The sequence below is a fragment of the Melghirimyces algeriensis genome, from assembly GCF_900182565.1.
GTDB lineage: Bacteria > Bacillota > Bacilli > Thermoactinomycetales > DSM-45169 > Melghirimyces > Melghirimyces algeriensis.
Genome location: NZ_FXTI01000001.1, coordinates 132,054 through 146,764, shown reverse-complemented (window position 1 = coordinate 146,764; position 14,711 = coordinate 132,054). Strand labels below are relative to the sequence as shown.

Here is a 14,711-nt window from a genome sequence, read left to right as displayed (position 1 = left end):
TGACTGCATCATTCTTTCGGTCCTTCAAACTTATACCCGATTCCACGAACGGTTTTAATATAAACAGGATTCCGAGAATCTTCTTCGACCTTTTCTCTCAGATGGCTAACATGAACGTCCACAATTCGCGTATCGCCGATATAATCATAATCCCACACCGCATTTAGCAACTGATCCCGTGAGAGTACTTTTCCTCGATGATTCGCCAGATAGATCAACAGTTCAAACTCTTTGGGAGTCAGATCAACCGGCTCATCTTTCCGTAACACTTCGTATCCGTCTGCATCAATTTGTAAATCACCGATCCTGAATCCCTTTTCCTTAAACGGGCTTTCCACCTCACGGACAGCTTCCATTCGGCGAAAAATAGCTTTCACGCGGGCTACCAACTCTCTGGGGCTGAACGGCTTCGTCATATAATCATCCGCCCCCAATTCCAAACCAAGCACTTTGTCAAATTCCTCGGTTTTGGCAGTAAGCATCAGAATTGGAATGTGACGGCTTTCTTTCCGAAGTTGTTTACAAACCTCCAATCCGTCCACTTTGGGTAACATCAGATCAAGCACCACCAGGTCAGGAGCGATATCTTTTATCTTTTCCAACGCCTTTTCTCCATCGGTAGCCACTTCCACTTGGTATCCTTCTTTTTCCAAGTTGTATTTCACCAGCTTGACAATTGAAGGTTCATCATCCACAACCATCACTGTCTTATCCATCTTCGAACCTCCACTTCTACAAGTTTTTCATGTGCAATACCATTGCAGGGAAAGCCGGCACTGCTTGAACCTTTTTCTGAGAAACGCTTTATCAGGGTATTTCTATGACAAGTTCATCGTACACAAATTTTTCCTTCATTGAAATACCGTTTATTTCTGCCATACAAAAAATCAACGTCCAAGAGGTGGTTTCTCCCTTTTGTCCGCTGACGGCAACCCGCTCTCTTTTAAAGAATGCAATCCTTTTTAATATTGAATTTACATTTGATTGTATAAATGGTTAATATTTACTTGTAACCCTGTAGAAAAACCCGGGCGTGCCCCGGGTTTCGTATTTAATCAAGCAACTTCATTACATTTTGTACAGATTGCGCCGATTGGTCCAATTGTTTCTTCTCTTCATCCGTCAATTCCAACTCAATCACTTTTTCCAAACCATTTCCACCGAGGATCACCGGAACCCCCAGATACATATCGCGATAACCGTATTCTCCCTCTAAGTAAGCAATAGCGGGAAGAATCCGCCGCTTATCTTTCAAAATGGCCTCCGACATTTCAACGAGAGAAGCGGCTGGAGCATAGTAAGCGCTGCCGTTTCCAAGGAGATTGACGATCTCTCCACCACCCTTGCGGGTCCGCTCCACAATCGCATCCAATCGATCCTTGGATATCCATTTTTCCAGTGGGATACCTCCAACATAGGAGTATCGTACCAAGGGAACCATGTCATCTCCATGTCCACCCAGAACAAACCCTGTAACATCTTCCACGGAAACATTTAACTCTTCTGCGATAAACGTACGGAAACGGGCCGTATCCAACACCCCGGATTGTCCAATCACCCGGTGTTTTGGAAAGCCGGAAGTACGATAAACCTCATAGGTCATGGCGTCTACCGGATTGGTCAATACAATAATGGTACAATCAGGGGAATATTTCACAACCTGCTCTGTCACAGAGCGCATGACCTTGGCATTAATGCTGATCAGATCATCCCGACTCATTCCCGGTTTCCGGGCCACACCCGCAGTGATCAGTACAAGATCGGAATCTTTGGTATCCTGATAGTCGACAGTACCTGTAATCCGGGCATCAACCCCTTGTACAGGGGTGGACTCCATCATATCCAAGGCTTTCCCTTTGGTTGGGCCTTCAGCTTGGGGGATATCTACCAGAACAATGTCTCCCAATTCCTTCTGAGCCAGCATGAGAGCCGCTGTTGCCCCTGTAAATCCGCTTCCGATAATGGAAATTTTCCTTCTTTGGATAGACATGATTCTACCTCCGTTCAAAGAACATGGTAAGGATTCCACAGCTTAAACTGCGGAATGCCTGAATTGAAAAACGGCAGTCCGCAACTCTTCATCGCTTCCTCTTAAGTATACAGTGAAAATAGCTCACACTTGCACATTACAAGTTTTCAATCAATTTGGAAGCAAACTCCGAACATTTCAGCTCGGTCGCTCCCTCCATCAAGCGAGCAAAATCATACGTTACGGTTTTTTGAGCAATCGTTTTGTCCATGGCACGGTAAATGCGATCCGCAGCTTCCTGCCAGCCGAGATGCTCCAACATCAACACTCCGGAGAGAATAACGGAACCGGGGTTCACTTTGTCCATTCCGGCATACTTCGGAGCCGTTCCATGCGTGGCTTCAAAAATGGCATGTCCCGTTTCAAAGTTAATATTGGCACCGGGTGCGATTCCAATTCCACCGACTTGTGCCGCGAGAGCATCGGAGACATAGTCCCCATTCAGATTTAATGTGGCAATGACATCATACTCTGCCGGGCGTGTCAAAATCTGTTGCAAGAAAGCATCTGCGATTGAATCCTTTACAATCAGTTTACCGGCTGCTTCCGCATCACCCTGTGCCCGGTTTGCCGCTTCCAGTCCATGTTCGGCTTTTATCTCATCATACTGGCGCCAGGTAAACACCTGATCACTGAATTCCCGCTCGGCTAGCTCATAGCCCCAATTCTTGAACGATCCTTCCGTAAACTTCATGATGTTTCCTTTATGAACCAGTGTGACACTCTTACGACCATGATCTAGGGCATATTGAATTGCAGAACGTACCAGGCGTTCGGTTCCTTCACGGGAAACTGGCTTAATGCCAATTCCGGAAGTCTCCGGGAACCGAATTTTCTTCACGCCCATTTCGTCTTGCAGGAAGCGAATCACTTTTTTAACTTCTTCGGATTCAGCCTGCCATTCAATCCCGGCATAAATATCTTCTGAGTTTTCCCTGAAAATCACCATATCCACCTGTTCCGGCCGTTTCACAGGGGAAGGAACACCATTGAAATAACGAACCGGACGCAGACAGACAAACAGATCCAACTCCTGACGAAGAGCCACGTTCAACGAACGAATTCCCCCACCTACCGGTGTGGTCAACGGTCCTTTAATGGCTACAAAGTATTCCTCAATGGCTTTTAATGTCTCAGCGGGCAACCATTCGCCCATTTGATTGTTTGCCTTTTCTCCGGCGTAAATCTCAAACCATTCAATCTTCCGTTTGGAACCATACGCTTTATCCACTGCAGAATCCAAGACGCGCCGGGCAGCTGACCAAATATCCGGTCCAATTCCGTCTCCTTCAATAAATGGAATAATGGGATGATCGGGAACTTGCAGCTCCCCGTTTTTAAATGTGATCTTTTCTCCGGCTTGAGGTGCTTCATACCGTGGCATAACAACACTCCTTTTCCTCTTTAACGGAGGCCCAACAGGCTTTAACCCGTCTTTTTATCTGTTTTCAACTGGGATATAGGATTGATTGACCGGTCCCGTATACTCCGCACGAGGACGGATCAACCGGTTATCCGAATACTGTTCAAGCACATGGGCAGTCCATCCTGACATACGGCTGATGGCAAAGATGGGCGTGAACAGATTCCGGGGGATTCCAAGATAATGATAGGTGGAGGCCGAGTAAAAGTCCACGTTAGGCTTCAGACCCTTCGTTTCCTCAACCAACTCATTAATTTTTACAGACATCTGATACCACTTTTGATCCCCGTTCAATTCAGCCAGTTGACGGGACATTTCGCGCAGGTGTTTCGCTCTGGGATCGCCATCTTTGTAAACGCGATGACCAAATCCCATGATTTTTTCTTTGTTTTCCAATTTCTGTTTAATCACTTCTTCTACACGATCCAGAGATCCAATCTCTTCCAACATGAGCATAACCCGTTCATTCGCTCCCCCATGCAAGGGTCCCTTTAGGGTTCCAATCGCCGCAGTAATCGCAGAGTACATATCTGTCAATGTGGCTGTGCTTACACGGGCTGCAAAAGTGGATGCATTCAGTTCGTGGTCCGCATGCAGAATGAGTGCCTTGTCAATTGCTGTAACCTCTGTCTCCTCCGGCTCTTTTCCATGCAACATGTAAACGAAGTTCTTTGCATAACCATAATCCGACTTCGGTTCAACCGGGTCCATACCCTTGTTGAGACGATACAAGGCGGCAACGATTGTCGGTACCTTGGCAACCAGGCTAATCGCCTTTCGCCTGTTAACTTCCTGACTGTTATCATCCGCTTCAGGATCAAACATTGCCAGGGACGATACAGCGGTTCTCAAGGCTGCCATGGGGTGAATGTCTCTCGGATAATCCTTCAGGTGCTTTAAAATTCCCTCTGGCAACTGCGCTTGAGAGCCCAACTGTTCTTTTAGTTGGTCCATCTCATCTTGCTTGGGGAGCCTGCCGTTCCACAGAAGAAACATCACTTCTTCAAAGCTGGCCTTCTCGGCAAGCTCATCAATGTTAATTCCCCGATAGGTTAAAACTCCATCCACAATAGAGCTGATCTGGGAAGTAAGAGCTACGACACCCTCTAATCCCTTCGCAACCGACATGGTAATCACTCCTTTTCTACAATGGTGCTCGGGCACTCCCGAAGGCCAGTCTTCACCGAAAGGAATGAAACATTCATCCCGTAAAGTATATTCCCATTAAAACAAAGCCATCTTGAAATCCATATGTTTTCAGATGCCCGCTAAAAATAAGAAATAGAACCGTCATTGATTGGTTCTTCAACCGAACTCCATAATGAAAAAAAGAAAAAATCTGCCTTTGGTGCCCCGAATTCCTCTTACAGTTTACCATAAAAAATAATTGTTATCATCACGATCCATTCCTATAAAGACTTGGTTTCCTTCAAGAGTTGTTTCTTTATCAAAAGATTGGGTTTTGATACCCATTTCCTGTAAAATGGTATGAGAGAGTGTCAAATTATTCAGCGCAACAGGAGGCAACTTCCGGTATAATTCCTTTTATCGACCATCCTCAAGGGGAAAAATCCTCACAACAGGATGTCAGAGATATCTAAAGGAGGCTTTATCGTTTTGAACCGCGAAGCCGTAATCGGCATCTCACTCCGAGCCACACTGGTAACTGTACTGATTGTGGTCACCTACTTTCTTATCACACTCACCTTTCCCTTGATTTATCCGTTTTTGATTGGCTGGATCATTGCCATGATGGCAGAACCTCTCGTTCGCTGGTTGGAACTGCGGGCTCGCTTTCCCCGCTGGGCAGGTGTCTCCCTCACCTTGATTGTCCTCGTTGGAACATTGCTCAGCCTGATTATATTTTTAGTGTCCCGAATGGTGATTGAACTGACAGAGCTGGCCGAGCTCCTTCCCAACTTTTTGAACCAACTGAATCAATATCTGTTAAATACGTTTGTGCATGAAAACAATGAGCTCACCCGAATGATTCACACCATTCAGGAATATATGCAAAAAAATCCTGAACAAAGCTCGGAAATTATCACCAGTATTCGGGACAATCTGGGGGTCATTACCAACAGAGGAACACAGATCATCACCAATATTCTTACAGGTATCGGTGTGTTTTTGGGGAATCTTCCTTACTATGCTACAGTCCTGATCTTTATTATTCTTGCCTCATTTTTCATAGGAATGGACTGGCCCCGTTTAAAACGTAAAACACTCCCAATCATTCCAGATCGTATCCATAAAACCTATATGCTGGTGATTCAGGATCTGCGAAAGGCACTGTTCGGCTTTATCCGTGCACAACTCACCCTAGTTTTCATTACAGGAATGATTGTATGGATCGGTCTGACGATAGCCGGCGTAGAGTACGCTTTGACACTCGCTTTGATTATTGGAGGAGTGGACTTACTCCCTTATCTGGGCGTCGGAGTGGTTATGGTACCATGGTCGGGATATCTGTTCCTTTCCGGCAATATCCCATTCGGCTTGGGAATTGCCATACTTTATGTAGTGATTGTCACGGTTCGTCAATTTATTGAACCGAAACTGGTTGCCACCAATATTGGACTGGACCCACTATTTACCTTGGTTGCCTTGTTTGTAGGGCTGAAATTGATTGGAGTGTTTGGTCTTATTCTTGGACCGGTCGCAGGGATCATCCTGATGGCTCTTCATCGCGCAGGTGTCTTTGTTGACCTGTGGAGCTTTATCATCAATGGATCTGTCAAAGAACGTTCATAAAAAAGACACCTGCTATATGGTGTCCTTGAACAGTATCTTCGCTTTTCATCGACGTACAAACCACCAACGGATGCGTCCATCAACCATCCGAAGAAGCAATCCTTTCAACAGAATTTTGATCATGCCGCGAGTATAGGGAAACAATAACAAAAAACCGATCGTATCAGTAAAAAAACCAGGGGTTAGCAACAATAATCCTCCTGAAAGGATGCAAATACCGTCCAAAACCGCTTCTCCAGGAAGTTCCCGGTTAGACATTTGTACCTGCGCCAGACGGATCGTCTGAAGCCCCTGCCAGCGGGCCAAATATCCTCCTGCCACACCAGTGGCAATGACTGCCAACGCGGTAGGCCACGCTCCAATGGCTTCGCCTACTTTGACCAATCCCCAAATTTCCAACGCGGGAACGACAATCAAAATCAAAACCAATATTCGAAACACGGATTCATTCCTCCGTTTTAGCGGAAAGTGTGTATTGGAGCAATTTTTGAAACAGCTCCGGTTCTTTTTTTTCCAGATTCAACCGTTTCATTTCCCGATTCGTCCATAAATGGATGGTTTCTCCTCGAACAAGCAATTGATCATCCCGACAAACCTCGTAACAAAAGGAAATTTTGGGACCATGGATTTCCTGGATTCCGGTAAGAACCCGGATCTCCTCTTCATACCGCGCTGGTGAAATAAACCGACAATGAAGATCCACAACAGGCAGTAAAATCCCGTTTTGCTCCAATTCACTGTATGAAATGCCGATATCGCGGATCATAGCCGTTCGACCCGCTTCAAACCAAACCGCATAGTTACTGTGATGGACAACACCCATCTGATCTGTTTCTTGATACCGGACGCGAAGAAGCGTTTCATGTTTATTTATTTCCTCCATGGTAAATCCATACACCTCCGATCTCTTATTATAACACGGGAAGCTGAAAAAACCGGAGGATACAAGCTTTCATTCATGTGATTTACATATTTCCGGATTTAATCTCACATAATGTGAATAGCCAAATCTGGTTGTTCGATATACAATGATTATACACAGAGAAAGCTCGTTCTAAATACAATAAACGTATACAACCTACAATCGGAAATCGATATTCAGAAAGGGGGGGATTAAAATGAATCTGCGTCGACGCAAGAAACGGCGCAAAAAACTTCGTTGGTGGATTTATCCCCGTGTTCGTACAATCTGAAACCGCCTTTTAACCCAGTCTTCCACGCAAAAAAAGCGTTGGGGCACTTGATCCCAACGCTTTTTTTGCGTTTATAACACATTGGCTCGTCCAGAATAAATATGTCCCTGTTCCGCATCCACCGTTACTTCCATTCCATCCTTGAATAGATCCATAGCGTCATTCACACCTACAACCACGGGAATTCCCAGACTGAGACCCACCACTGCAGCATGGGAAGTCAATCCTCCTTCCGCCACAATGACGGCGGATGCTTTTTTGAAAGAATCGATCATATCCTTATCCGTCGACTGGGTAACAAGGATCGCCCCATCCTTCATTTTGGAACGGATTTCTGACGCTGTGGTACCGACAACCACTTCTCCTGTCAGGACATCTTTTCCAACTCCTTGTCCTTTGGCCAAAACATCTCCGATCACATGAACTTTCATCAGATTGGTCGTACCGGATTGGCCAACGGGAACTCCGGCTGTAATGACCACTAAATCTCCATGACGGACGATTTCCGAATGAATAGCCGACTCTATGGCTGTATTTAACATTTCATCCGTTGTTTCCACTTTTCCCCCTTTCACTGGACAAACACCCCATACCAATGCCAACTGTCGCATTACTCTGTCATGGGGCGTAACAGCTACAATGGGAGCTTGCGGTCGGTACTTTGAAACCATTCGGGCCGTACGTCCACTTTCCGTCGAGGTAAGAATTGCCGACGAGTTCAGCAGCCCTGCAGTATGAACCACTGCCTGACTGATAGAATCCGGGATACTGACATCCAGTGCTCGAATGCGTTCATGCAAGAGATCCGCATACTGAAGCGAGTCCTCTGCCGTGGATGCGATCCGGTCCATTGTCTCCACTGCTTCAACAGGATATTTCCCGCTGGCGGTCTCCCCAGAAAGCATAATAGCGTCCGTTCCATCAAAGATCGCATTGGCCACATCATTCGCTTCTGCGCGAGTGGGACGGGGAAAGCGTTGCATGGAATCCAGCATTTGAGTGGCAGTAATCACGGGTTTACCCCTGTGATTACATTTTTTAATCATTTCTTTTTGTAAAATAGGAACCTCTTCCGCAGGAATCTCCACTCCCAGATCCCCGCGAGCCACCATCAATCCATCAGATACCTTCAGGATGGCATCCAGGTTCTCCACACCTTCCTGGTTTTCAATCTTGGAGATGATATGAATATCTGCTTGATATTCTTCCAGTATCTTGCGGATCTCCAGAACATCATCCGCTTTTCGAACAAACGAGGCAGCAATAAAATCCACCTGGTGTTCAATCCCAAAACAGATATCCTCGGCATCCTTTTCTGTGATTCCAGGAAGCTTAATGGAAACCCCTGGCACGTTGACTCCCTTTCGATCCTTGAGAATTCCTCCATTTTCAATGTTGCAGTAAATATCCCTTCCTTCGACCTTTTCCACTTTCAGGCTGATCAAACCATCATCCACCAGAATGGTGGAACCGGGAGATACATCTTCCGGCAATTTTTTAAAAGAGACAGATACGCGGGAAGCATCTCCTTCAATCTCTTCAGTGGTTAAAATGATCTTATCCCCTGTCCTGAGCTCCACTTGATCCTGTTTCAGGACACCTGTTCGAATCTCCGGGCCCTTGGTATCCAACAAAATGGCGATTCTTGTCCCCTGCTCCCGCTCCACTTCACGGATGCATTGAATACGTTGTAAATGCTCTTCATGGGAACCATGAGAGAAGTTGAGGCGTGCTACATTCATGCCCGCCCGAACCAACTCCCGAAGGGTCTCCTTTTTCTCACTGGCCGGACCGATCGTACATACAATTTTTGTTCTACGCATCCCTATCTTCCACCTTTCTAATATTCAAGATGGGCGAGAGACCATCCAGTATCATACAAACAAGGAGTCGCACAATGTATTAAGAGACCATTTTCCCCCAGCGATTCTAGACGTTTAAGAAATGTATTGCCTCCAAATACCATTTTCTCGGAAAACATACAAAACCAAACCGTTTGTTTATATCGCCAGAATACTGGCTAAATCATAGATCGACATATCCGGTTGATGTTTCATGGTAAAAGCTTCGTCAAAACGGACCCCTATAATCTCATTCTTCCGACTGGCAACCATCTGATCACTTTCTCCCTGTAACAAAAGATCTACGGCTTTGGAGCCCATCCGGCTTGCCAAAACGCGATCAAAGGCTGTCGGAGTACCTCCACGTTGAATATGCCCAAGAACCGTCACACGGGTTTCAAAGCCTGCTTTGTCTTTGATCTGACGTCCAATCTCAACGCCACTGCCGACTCCCTCTGCTACAATGATGATACTGTGTTTTTTACCGCGTTGGCTGCCCCTTTCCAAACGCTTTACAATTTCATCAAGATCGTAAGGGGCTTCTGGAATCAAAATCGATTCCGCTCCTTCGGCAAGACCTGCCCATAATGCGATATCCCCGGCATCACGTCCCATCACTTCCACTACATAAGTTCGTTCATGAGACGTTGCTGTATCCCGAATTCGATCAATACATTCAATAACCGTGTTGATTGCCGTATCAAACCCAATAGTAAAGTCTGTTCCTGGAATATCATTGTCAATGGTTCCGGGAACACCGACTGCCGGGAAGCCACGTGCAGTCAACGCCTGAGCTCCACGAAAACTTCCGTCTCCTCCAATCACAACCAACCCATCAATCCCATGCTCTTTCAATTTCTCCACTGCTTTATTCTGACCCTCTGGGGTTTTAAATGCTTCACTTCGGGCACTGTAGAGAATAGTTCCCCCCCGGTGAATAATATCTCCAACGGACCCCAAATCCATTGTTTTAAAATCTCCTTGAATCAATCCCGTATAGCCCCGGTAGACACCCACTACATCCAAACCGTAATGATGCCCTTTCCGTACAACCGCACGAACTGCCGCATTCATTCCAGGAGCATCTCCCCCGCTTGTCAACACTGCAATACGCTCCATCGATCTCACCTCACTTTAAAAGTCAACCCCAACCGCCCCAAGGGACTTTTTTTGTCCCGGCGGGACAAAAGAGAATACCGTGGTTTTTATCAATCCACGGTATGATAGACCCCTATTTTCTCAAATTTTTCATGGCGATCATAGACCAACTGGTCTCTGTCCATCTGAAAGAGGGGCTCCAAAGCGGTCCAAATAGCTTCTTTGATCTGCTTTGCCTGAAATACCGGATCTTTATGAGCGCCTCCCTTGGGCTCTGGGATCACCTGATCAATGATGTCCAAACGCTTCAGATCCTGTGCTGTGATTTTCAAGGCCTCAGCAGCTTCTTTCGCTTTCGCCGCATCACGCCACAAAATAGCTGCCGCTCCTTCAGGAGAAATGACGGAATAATAAGCGTGCTCCAACATCAAGAGACGATTCCCCACACTGATTGCCAAGGCTCCACCACTGCCACCTTCACCAGTAACGACACAGACAATGGGAACCTGAAAACCAGCCATTTCCCGAAGATTTCTGGCAATCGCCTCACTTTGTCCCCGCTCTTCGGCTTCCACACCGGGATGTGCTCCCTGGGTATCAATAAAGCAAATGATTGGGCGCCCAAATTTGTCTGCCTGCTGCATCAACCGCAACGCCTTTCGATACCCTTCCGGATGCGGAAGGCCAAAATTCCGGGCCACTTTGTCTTTTGTATCTTTTCCTCTTTCATGTCCAATCACGGTCACCGGTACGCCGTCCAACTTGGCAATCCCGCCGACAATCGCCGGATCATCACCATAGAGACGGTCTCCATGAAGTTCCATGAAGTCCGTAAAGATATGTCTGATATAGTCCATCGTTGTCGGCCGAGACGGATGACGGGCAATCTGCACTTTTTGCCAAGTCGTGAGATTTCCATAAATCTCATGCTCCAAGCGCTTCGCTCTTTCTTCCAATGTGGCAATTTCATCACTGAGATCAATCGATTTTTCCTGTGTGAATTTCTGTAATTCGTTAATTTTCTCCCTTAGTTCCACCAAAGGTTTTTCAAAGGGGAGTTGTCCATTATTGATCGGCACGATCAACCCTCCCGCCGCTGTGTAAGTCCAGAATTTGGATCAGAGTTTCCCTCATTTTCGATCGGTGCACCACTTGATCCAATTGCCCGTGCTTCAGCAGAAACTCAGCCGTTTGAAAGTCTTCAGGTAATTTCTGACGCACCGTCTGTTCAATCACCCGGCGGCCGGCAAAGCCAATTTGTGCTTTTGGCTCAGCAAGGTTAATGTCACCCAAGGAAGCAAAACTAGCGGAAACCCCTCCGGTCGTTGGATGGGTCAATACAGAAACAAACAAAACGGATTCCCGATGCATCTTCTCCAAGGCGGCACTTGTCTTAGCCATCTGCATCAGGGAAAGTGCCCCTTCCTGCATCCGGGCACCACCGGAAGCCGAAAACAAGATAAAGGGATACTTCTTGGTGGCCGCCTGATGAGCCGCTCTGGCGATCTTCTCTCCGACAACTGAACCCATGCTGGCCATACGGAAACGGGAGTCCATGACACCAATCACGGCAGGATAACCTCCAATGGTACCCTCTCCTGTAACCACAGCTTCACTCAGTTTCGTTTTTTCCCGATCCGCTTCCAACTTTTTCGTATAGTTTGGAAAAGATAAAGGATCTGCAGAAGATAGATTGGAATCAAACTCAAAAAAACGCTCTTCGTCCACAACCATCTGAATCCGCTCCGGCGCGGACAAAGGATAGTGATAGTCACAGTTCTTGCAAACCTTCAGGTTTTTTTCCAGCTCTTTGGCAAAGTCGATGTTTCCACATTGAGGACATTTCTTCACAATTCCTTCGGGTATCTCTTTTTTGGCCTGCTCCGAAGGAATGGTCGCGTATTTCTTCTGTTTTCGAAACAAATCTTTTAACACGGTAACACCTCATCCGTGCACATTTTTTTATTTATACCATCATTTACGGGCCCCTGAACGGACCAACTGCGATCAGACATCACTTGAACCTGTTCTGACGGAGTTATCATAGCACACTCCAAAGCAGAGAAGCAACGCAACCCCTTGAGGAAGCTCTGTGACAGGAAAAAACCCGCTAGGGTCAGACGGCTTCCAGCCTCCGTACCGCTTTGCGGGGGTGGCGGCTCCAAACAGTGTTGGATAAACTCCTGATTTTTTTAACTTACAAGAGGGAGGAAACCTCCCTCCCTTGTTCCACAATGAAAAATGTATCCGTAATACAACTGAAAGTTGGTCTATCACTCACAACAATTTTCTTCTTCAAAACCCAGAAAGAATATAACAGACCATTCAACAAGATCTTAAGATTGAGTCATTTGCAATGTTCGCTTATAAATTTCGTCCGGATCTACCTGAATACGAGCGACACCCGTGTTCATTGCTTCACGGGCTACTTCGGCAGCCACTTTCGGCGCCACTTTAGGATTGAAGGGTGCGGGAATCACATACTCCGGTGACAGCTCATCTTTTTCAATCAATCGGGCAATGGCTTGGGCAGCAGCCACTTTCATCTCTTCATTGATTTCACGCGCCCGTACATCCAGTGACCCACGAAAAATGCCTGGAAAAGCAAGAACATTATTCACCTGATTGGGAAAATCCGATCGTCCGGTTCCCACCACTTTGGCGCCTGCTTCATAGGCATCCTCCGGCATAATCTCCGGGGTGGGATTCGCCATTGCAAAGATAATCGGGTCCCGGTTCATGGAACGGACCATTTCTTTTGTGACAGCACCGGCTACCGAAACACCAATAAATACGTCAGATCCTTTCATCGCCTCTGCCAAGTCCCCGCGAATCCCTTCGTGATTGGTCACTCTGGCGATGTTCTCCTTCACACTGTTCATCCCTTCCCGGCGACCTTCATAAATGATTCCTTTGCTGTCACACATAACAATATCTTTGACACCCAAAGAAAGCAACAATTTGATAATGGCGACTCCCGCCGCTCCGGCCCCATTGACCACCACCTTGATATCATTCAACGCTTTATCGACAACCTTTAATGCATTAAAGAGACCGGCCAGGGTGACAATAGCGGTTCCATGCTGATCATCATGAAACACAGGTATATCGACTTCTTTTTTCAATCGCTCCTCAATGATAAAACATCTGGGAGCAGCAATATCCTCCAGGTTCACTCCACCAAAGGTAGGTGAAAGCAATTTAACGGTCTCCACAATTTTGTCAATCTCATTGGAATCTACACAAAGCGGAAAGGCATCCACTCCCGCAAAGGCCTTAAACAACACTGCTTTTCCTTCCATCACAGGCATTGCTGCATGAGGACCGATATTCCCCAGTCCAAGCACCGCTGTTCCATCGGATACAACAGCCACCAAGTTCCCCTTCATTGTATAGTCAAAAACGCTCTGGGGATCGGTATGAATTTCCTTACATGGTTCAGCCACACCTGGTGAATAAGCTAAACTTAAATCATGTGAACTGTTGACAGCTACCTTGGAGTGAACCGTCAACTTTCCTTGTTTTTCTCGGTGCAAATGAAGAGCTTCTTCGCGTAAAGAGGACAATCCTTTCACTCCTTTATATCCGATCACGGCGGTGGTCAGACCACGGATCGATTACCTAGTATTATACCAAAAGCAGGGTTAAGGAGGAAGAGAACTTCCCCTATCACCCTGCCAGAAAATAAATGTTTGATCCCCCCTTGCCCAAGGAGGGATCGCTACAGCGAGCTTTATCGATTGAACCACTATACCAAGCGATTAACCGGAGGGGTTGCCACGTGTCACATTGTCCCACAATTGATCCACCAAATGCTTCAACGCTTCCTTCCTCTTTTCTTCATTCACCTCCAAATCCTTGATCTCCTTTCTCTTCTTATACAACCATTCCAACTGCTTCTCCCAATTTTCATCAAACTGCTCAGCCAGCTCGTCCCGGATCTTACCGGCAAGGTGCGGACTGGCACCACCAGTGGAAACAGCAAGAGTTAAGCGTCCCCGGTTTAACTTCGCCGGAAAACAAAGATTTCCCAAATCCGACTGATCCACAATATTCACCAGCTGGTGGAAACCAGCTGCCTCGGCTACCTCTCGATTGATTTTCGCTGAATCCGTCGCAGCGATAATCATCCAAGCTTCCCAAATATCGTCGGGATCAAAACACTTCTTCTTCCATCCTATCCTCCCTTCATCCTCCAGTGCCTGCAACTCCTCCTTTCCTTCCGGAGCAATCACCGTCACGTTTGCCCCTGCTTCCAACAGCCACTGTACTTTTCGAAAAGCAACATCCCCCGCACCGATTACAATGGCCGGTTTATCTTTTAAATTGATCATGACAGGAACATGGCTCATACCGCTCTTTCCTTTCCCGAC

13 protein-coding genes are annotated in these 14,711 nt (G+C 46.6%); 1 reads left to right on the top strand and 12 read right to left on the bottom strand.

Going from position 1 to position 14,711, the window contains the following annotated elements:
• Positions 1–8: 8 nt before the first annotated feature.
• From FN782_RS00635 to citZ, 4 genes are all read right to left on the bottom strand, one after another.
• Positions 9–716 (bottom strand): response regulator transcription factor, encoded by a 708-nt coding sequence (locus tag FN782_RS00635; protein ID WP_142503843.1) that lies wholly within the window; start codon positions 714–716, stop codon positions 9–11.
• A gap of 335 nt (positions 717–1,051) precedes the next feature.
• Entirely contained in the window at positions 1,052–1,990 is a 939-nt protein-coding gene (mdh, locus tag FN782_RS00630; RefSeq protein ID WP_142503842.1) for a malate dehydrogenase, read from the bottom strand.
• Between the two features lie 136 nt (positions 1,991–2,126).
• Positions 2,127–3,413 (bottom strand): NADP-dependent isocitrate dehydrogenase, encoded by a 1,287-nt coding sequence (gene icd, locus FN782_RS00625; protein WP_142503841.1) that lies wholly within the window; start codon positions 3,411–3,413, stop codon positions 2,127–2,129.
• Between the two features lie 54 nt (positions 3,414–3,467).
• Positions 3,468–4,580 (bottom strand): citrate synthase, encoded by a 1,113-nt coding sequence (gene citZ, locus FN782_RS00620; RefSeq protein ID WP_142503840.1) that lies wholly within the window; start codon positions 4,578–4,580, stop codon positions 3,468–3,470.
• 489 nt (positions 4,581–5,069) lie between these two features.
• On the opposite strand from citZ, the gene ytvI reads away from it, so the two are divergent.
• A complete protein-coding gene (gene ytvI / locus FN782_RS00615) occupies positions 5,070–6,206 on the top strand; it encodes a sporulation integral membrane protein YtvI (RefSeq protein WP_185955947.1) in 1,137 nt (378 codons plus the stop codon).
• 45 nt (positions 6,207–6,251) lie between these two features.
• On the opposite strand, the gene FN782_RS00610 is transcribed toward ytvI, so the two are convergent.
• From FN782_RS00610 to FN782_RS00575, 8 genes are all read right to left on the bottom strand, one after another.
• Positions 6,252–6,647, bottom strand: a complete 396-nt coding sequence (locus FN782_RS00610) for an FxsA family protein (RefSeq protein WP_142503838.1) — start codon at positions 6,645–6,647, stop codon at positions 6,252–6,254.
• Between the two features lie 4 nt (positions 6,648–6,651).
• Positions 6,652–7,089 (bottom strand): acyl-CoA thioesterase, encoded by a 438-nt coding sequence (locus FN782_RS00605; protein ID WP_142503837.1) that lies wholly within the window; start codon positions 7,087–7,089, stop codon positions 6,652–6,654.
• Between the two features lie 381 nt (positions 7,090–7,470).
• Positions 7,471–9,222, bottom strand: a complete 1,752-nt coding sequence (gene pyk, locus FN782_RS00600) for a pyruvate kinase (RefSeq protein ID WP_142503836.1) — start codon at positions 9,220–9,222, stop codon at positions 7,471–7,473.
• 177 nt (positions 9,223–9,399) lie between these two features.
• Entirely contained in the window at positions 9,400–10,359 is a 960-nt protein-coding gene (gene pfkA, locus FN782_RS00595) for a 6-phosphofructokinase (RefSeq protein ID WP_142503835.1), read from the bottom strand.
• A gap of 89 nt (positions 10,360–10,448) precedes the next feature.
• Positions 10,449–11,420: an acetyl-CoA carboxylase carboxyltransferase subunit alpha gene (locus FN782_RS00590; protein ID WP_142504283.1), complete on the bottom strand. Its 972-nt coding sequence runs from the start codon at positions 11,418–11,420 to the stop codon at positions 10,449–10,451.
• Positions 11,404–12,273 carry an acetyl-CoA carboxylase, carboxyltransferase subunit beta gene (gene accD / locus FN782_RS00585; protein WP_142503834.1) on the bottom strand — a complete coding sequence of 290 codons (870 nt, stop codon included), beginning with the start codon at positions 12,271–12,273 and terminating at the stop codon, positions 11,404–11,406. The genes FN782_RS00590 and accD overlap by 17 nt, the downstream gene beginning before the upstream one ends.
• Positions 12,274–12,674: 401 nt before the next feature.
• Positions 12,675–13,904: an NADP-dependent malic enzyme gene (gene ystJ, locus FN782_RS00580; protein WP_142503833.1), complete on the bottom strand. Its 1,230-nt coding sequence runs from the start codon at positions 13,902–13,904 to the stop codon at positions 12,675–12,677.
• A gap of 195 nt (positions 13,905–14,099) precedes the next feature.
• The gene (locus tag FN782_RS00575) at positions 14,100–14,690 is read right to left on the bottom strand and encodes a precorrin-2 dehydrogenase/sirohydrochlorin ferrochelatase family protein (RefSeq protein WP_142503832.1); all 591 of its coding nucleotides are present in this window, start codon (positions 14,688–14,690) and stop codon (positions 14,100–14,102) included.
• Between the last annotated feature and the right edge of the window lie 21 nt (positions 14,691–14,711).

Coding starts and splice junctions, on each gene's coding strand:
- FN782_RS00635 (WP_142503843.1), bottom strand. CDS start 716: ATGGATAAGACAGTGATGGTTGTGGATGATGAACCTTCAATTGTCAAG.
- mdh (WP_142503842.1), bottom strand. CDS start 1,990: ATGTCTATCCAAAGAAGGAAAATTTCCATTATCGGAAGCGGATTTACA.
- icd (WP_142503841.1), bottom strand. CDS start 3,413: ATGCCACGGTATGAAGCACCTCAAGCCGGAGAAAAGATCACATTTAAA.
- citZ (WP_142503840.1), bottom strand. CDS start 4,580: ATGTCGGTTGCGAAGGGATTAGAGGGTGTCGTAGCTCTTACTTCCCAG.
- FN782_RS00605 (WP_142503837.1), bottom strand. CDS start 7,089: ATGGAGGAAATAAATAAACATGAAACGCTTCTTCGCGTCCGGTATCAA.
- pyk (WP_142503836.1), bottom strand. CDS start 9,222: ATGCGTAGAACAAAAATTGTATGTACGATCGGTCCGGCCAGTGAGAAA.
- pfkA (WP_142503835.1), bottom strand. CDS start 10,359: ATGGAGCGTATTGCAGTGTTGACAAGCGGGGGAGATGCTCCTGGAATG.
- FN782_RS00575 (WP_142503832.1), bottom strand. CDS start 14,690: ATGAGCCATGTTCCTGTCATGATCAATTTAAAAGATAAACCGGCCATT.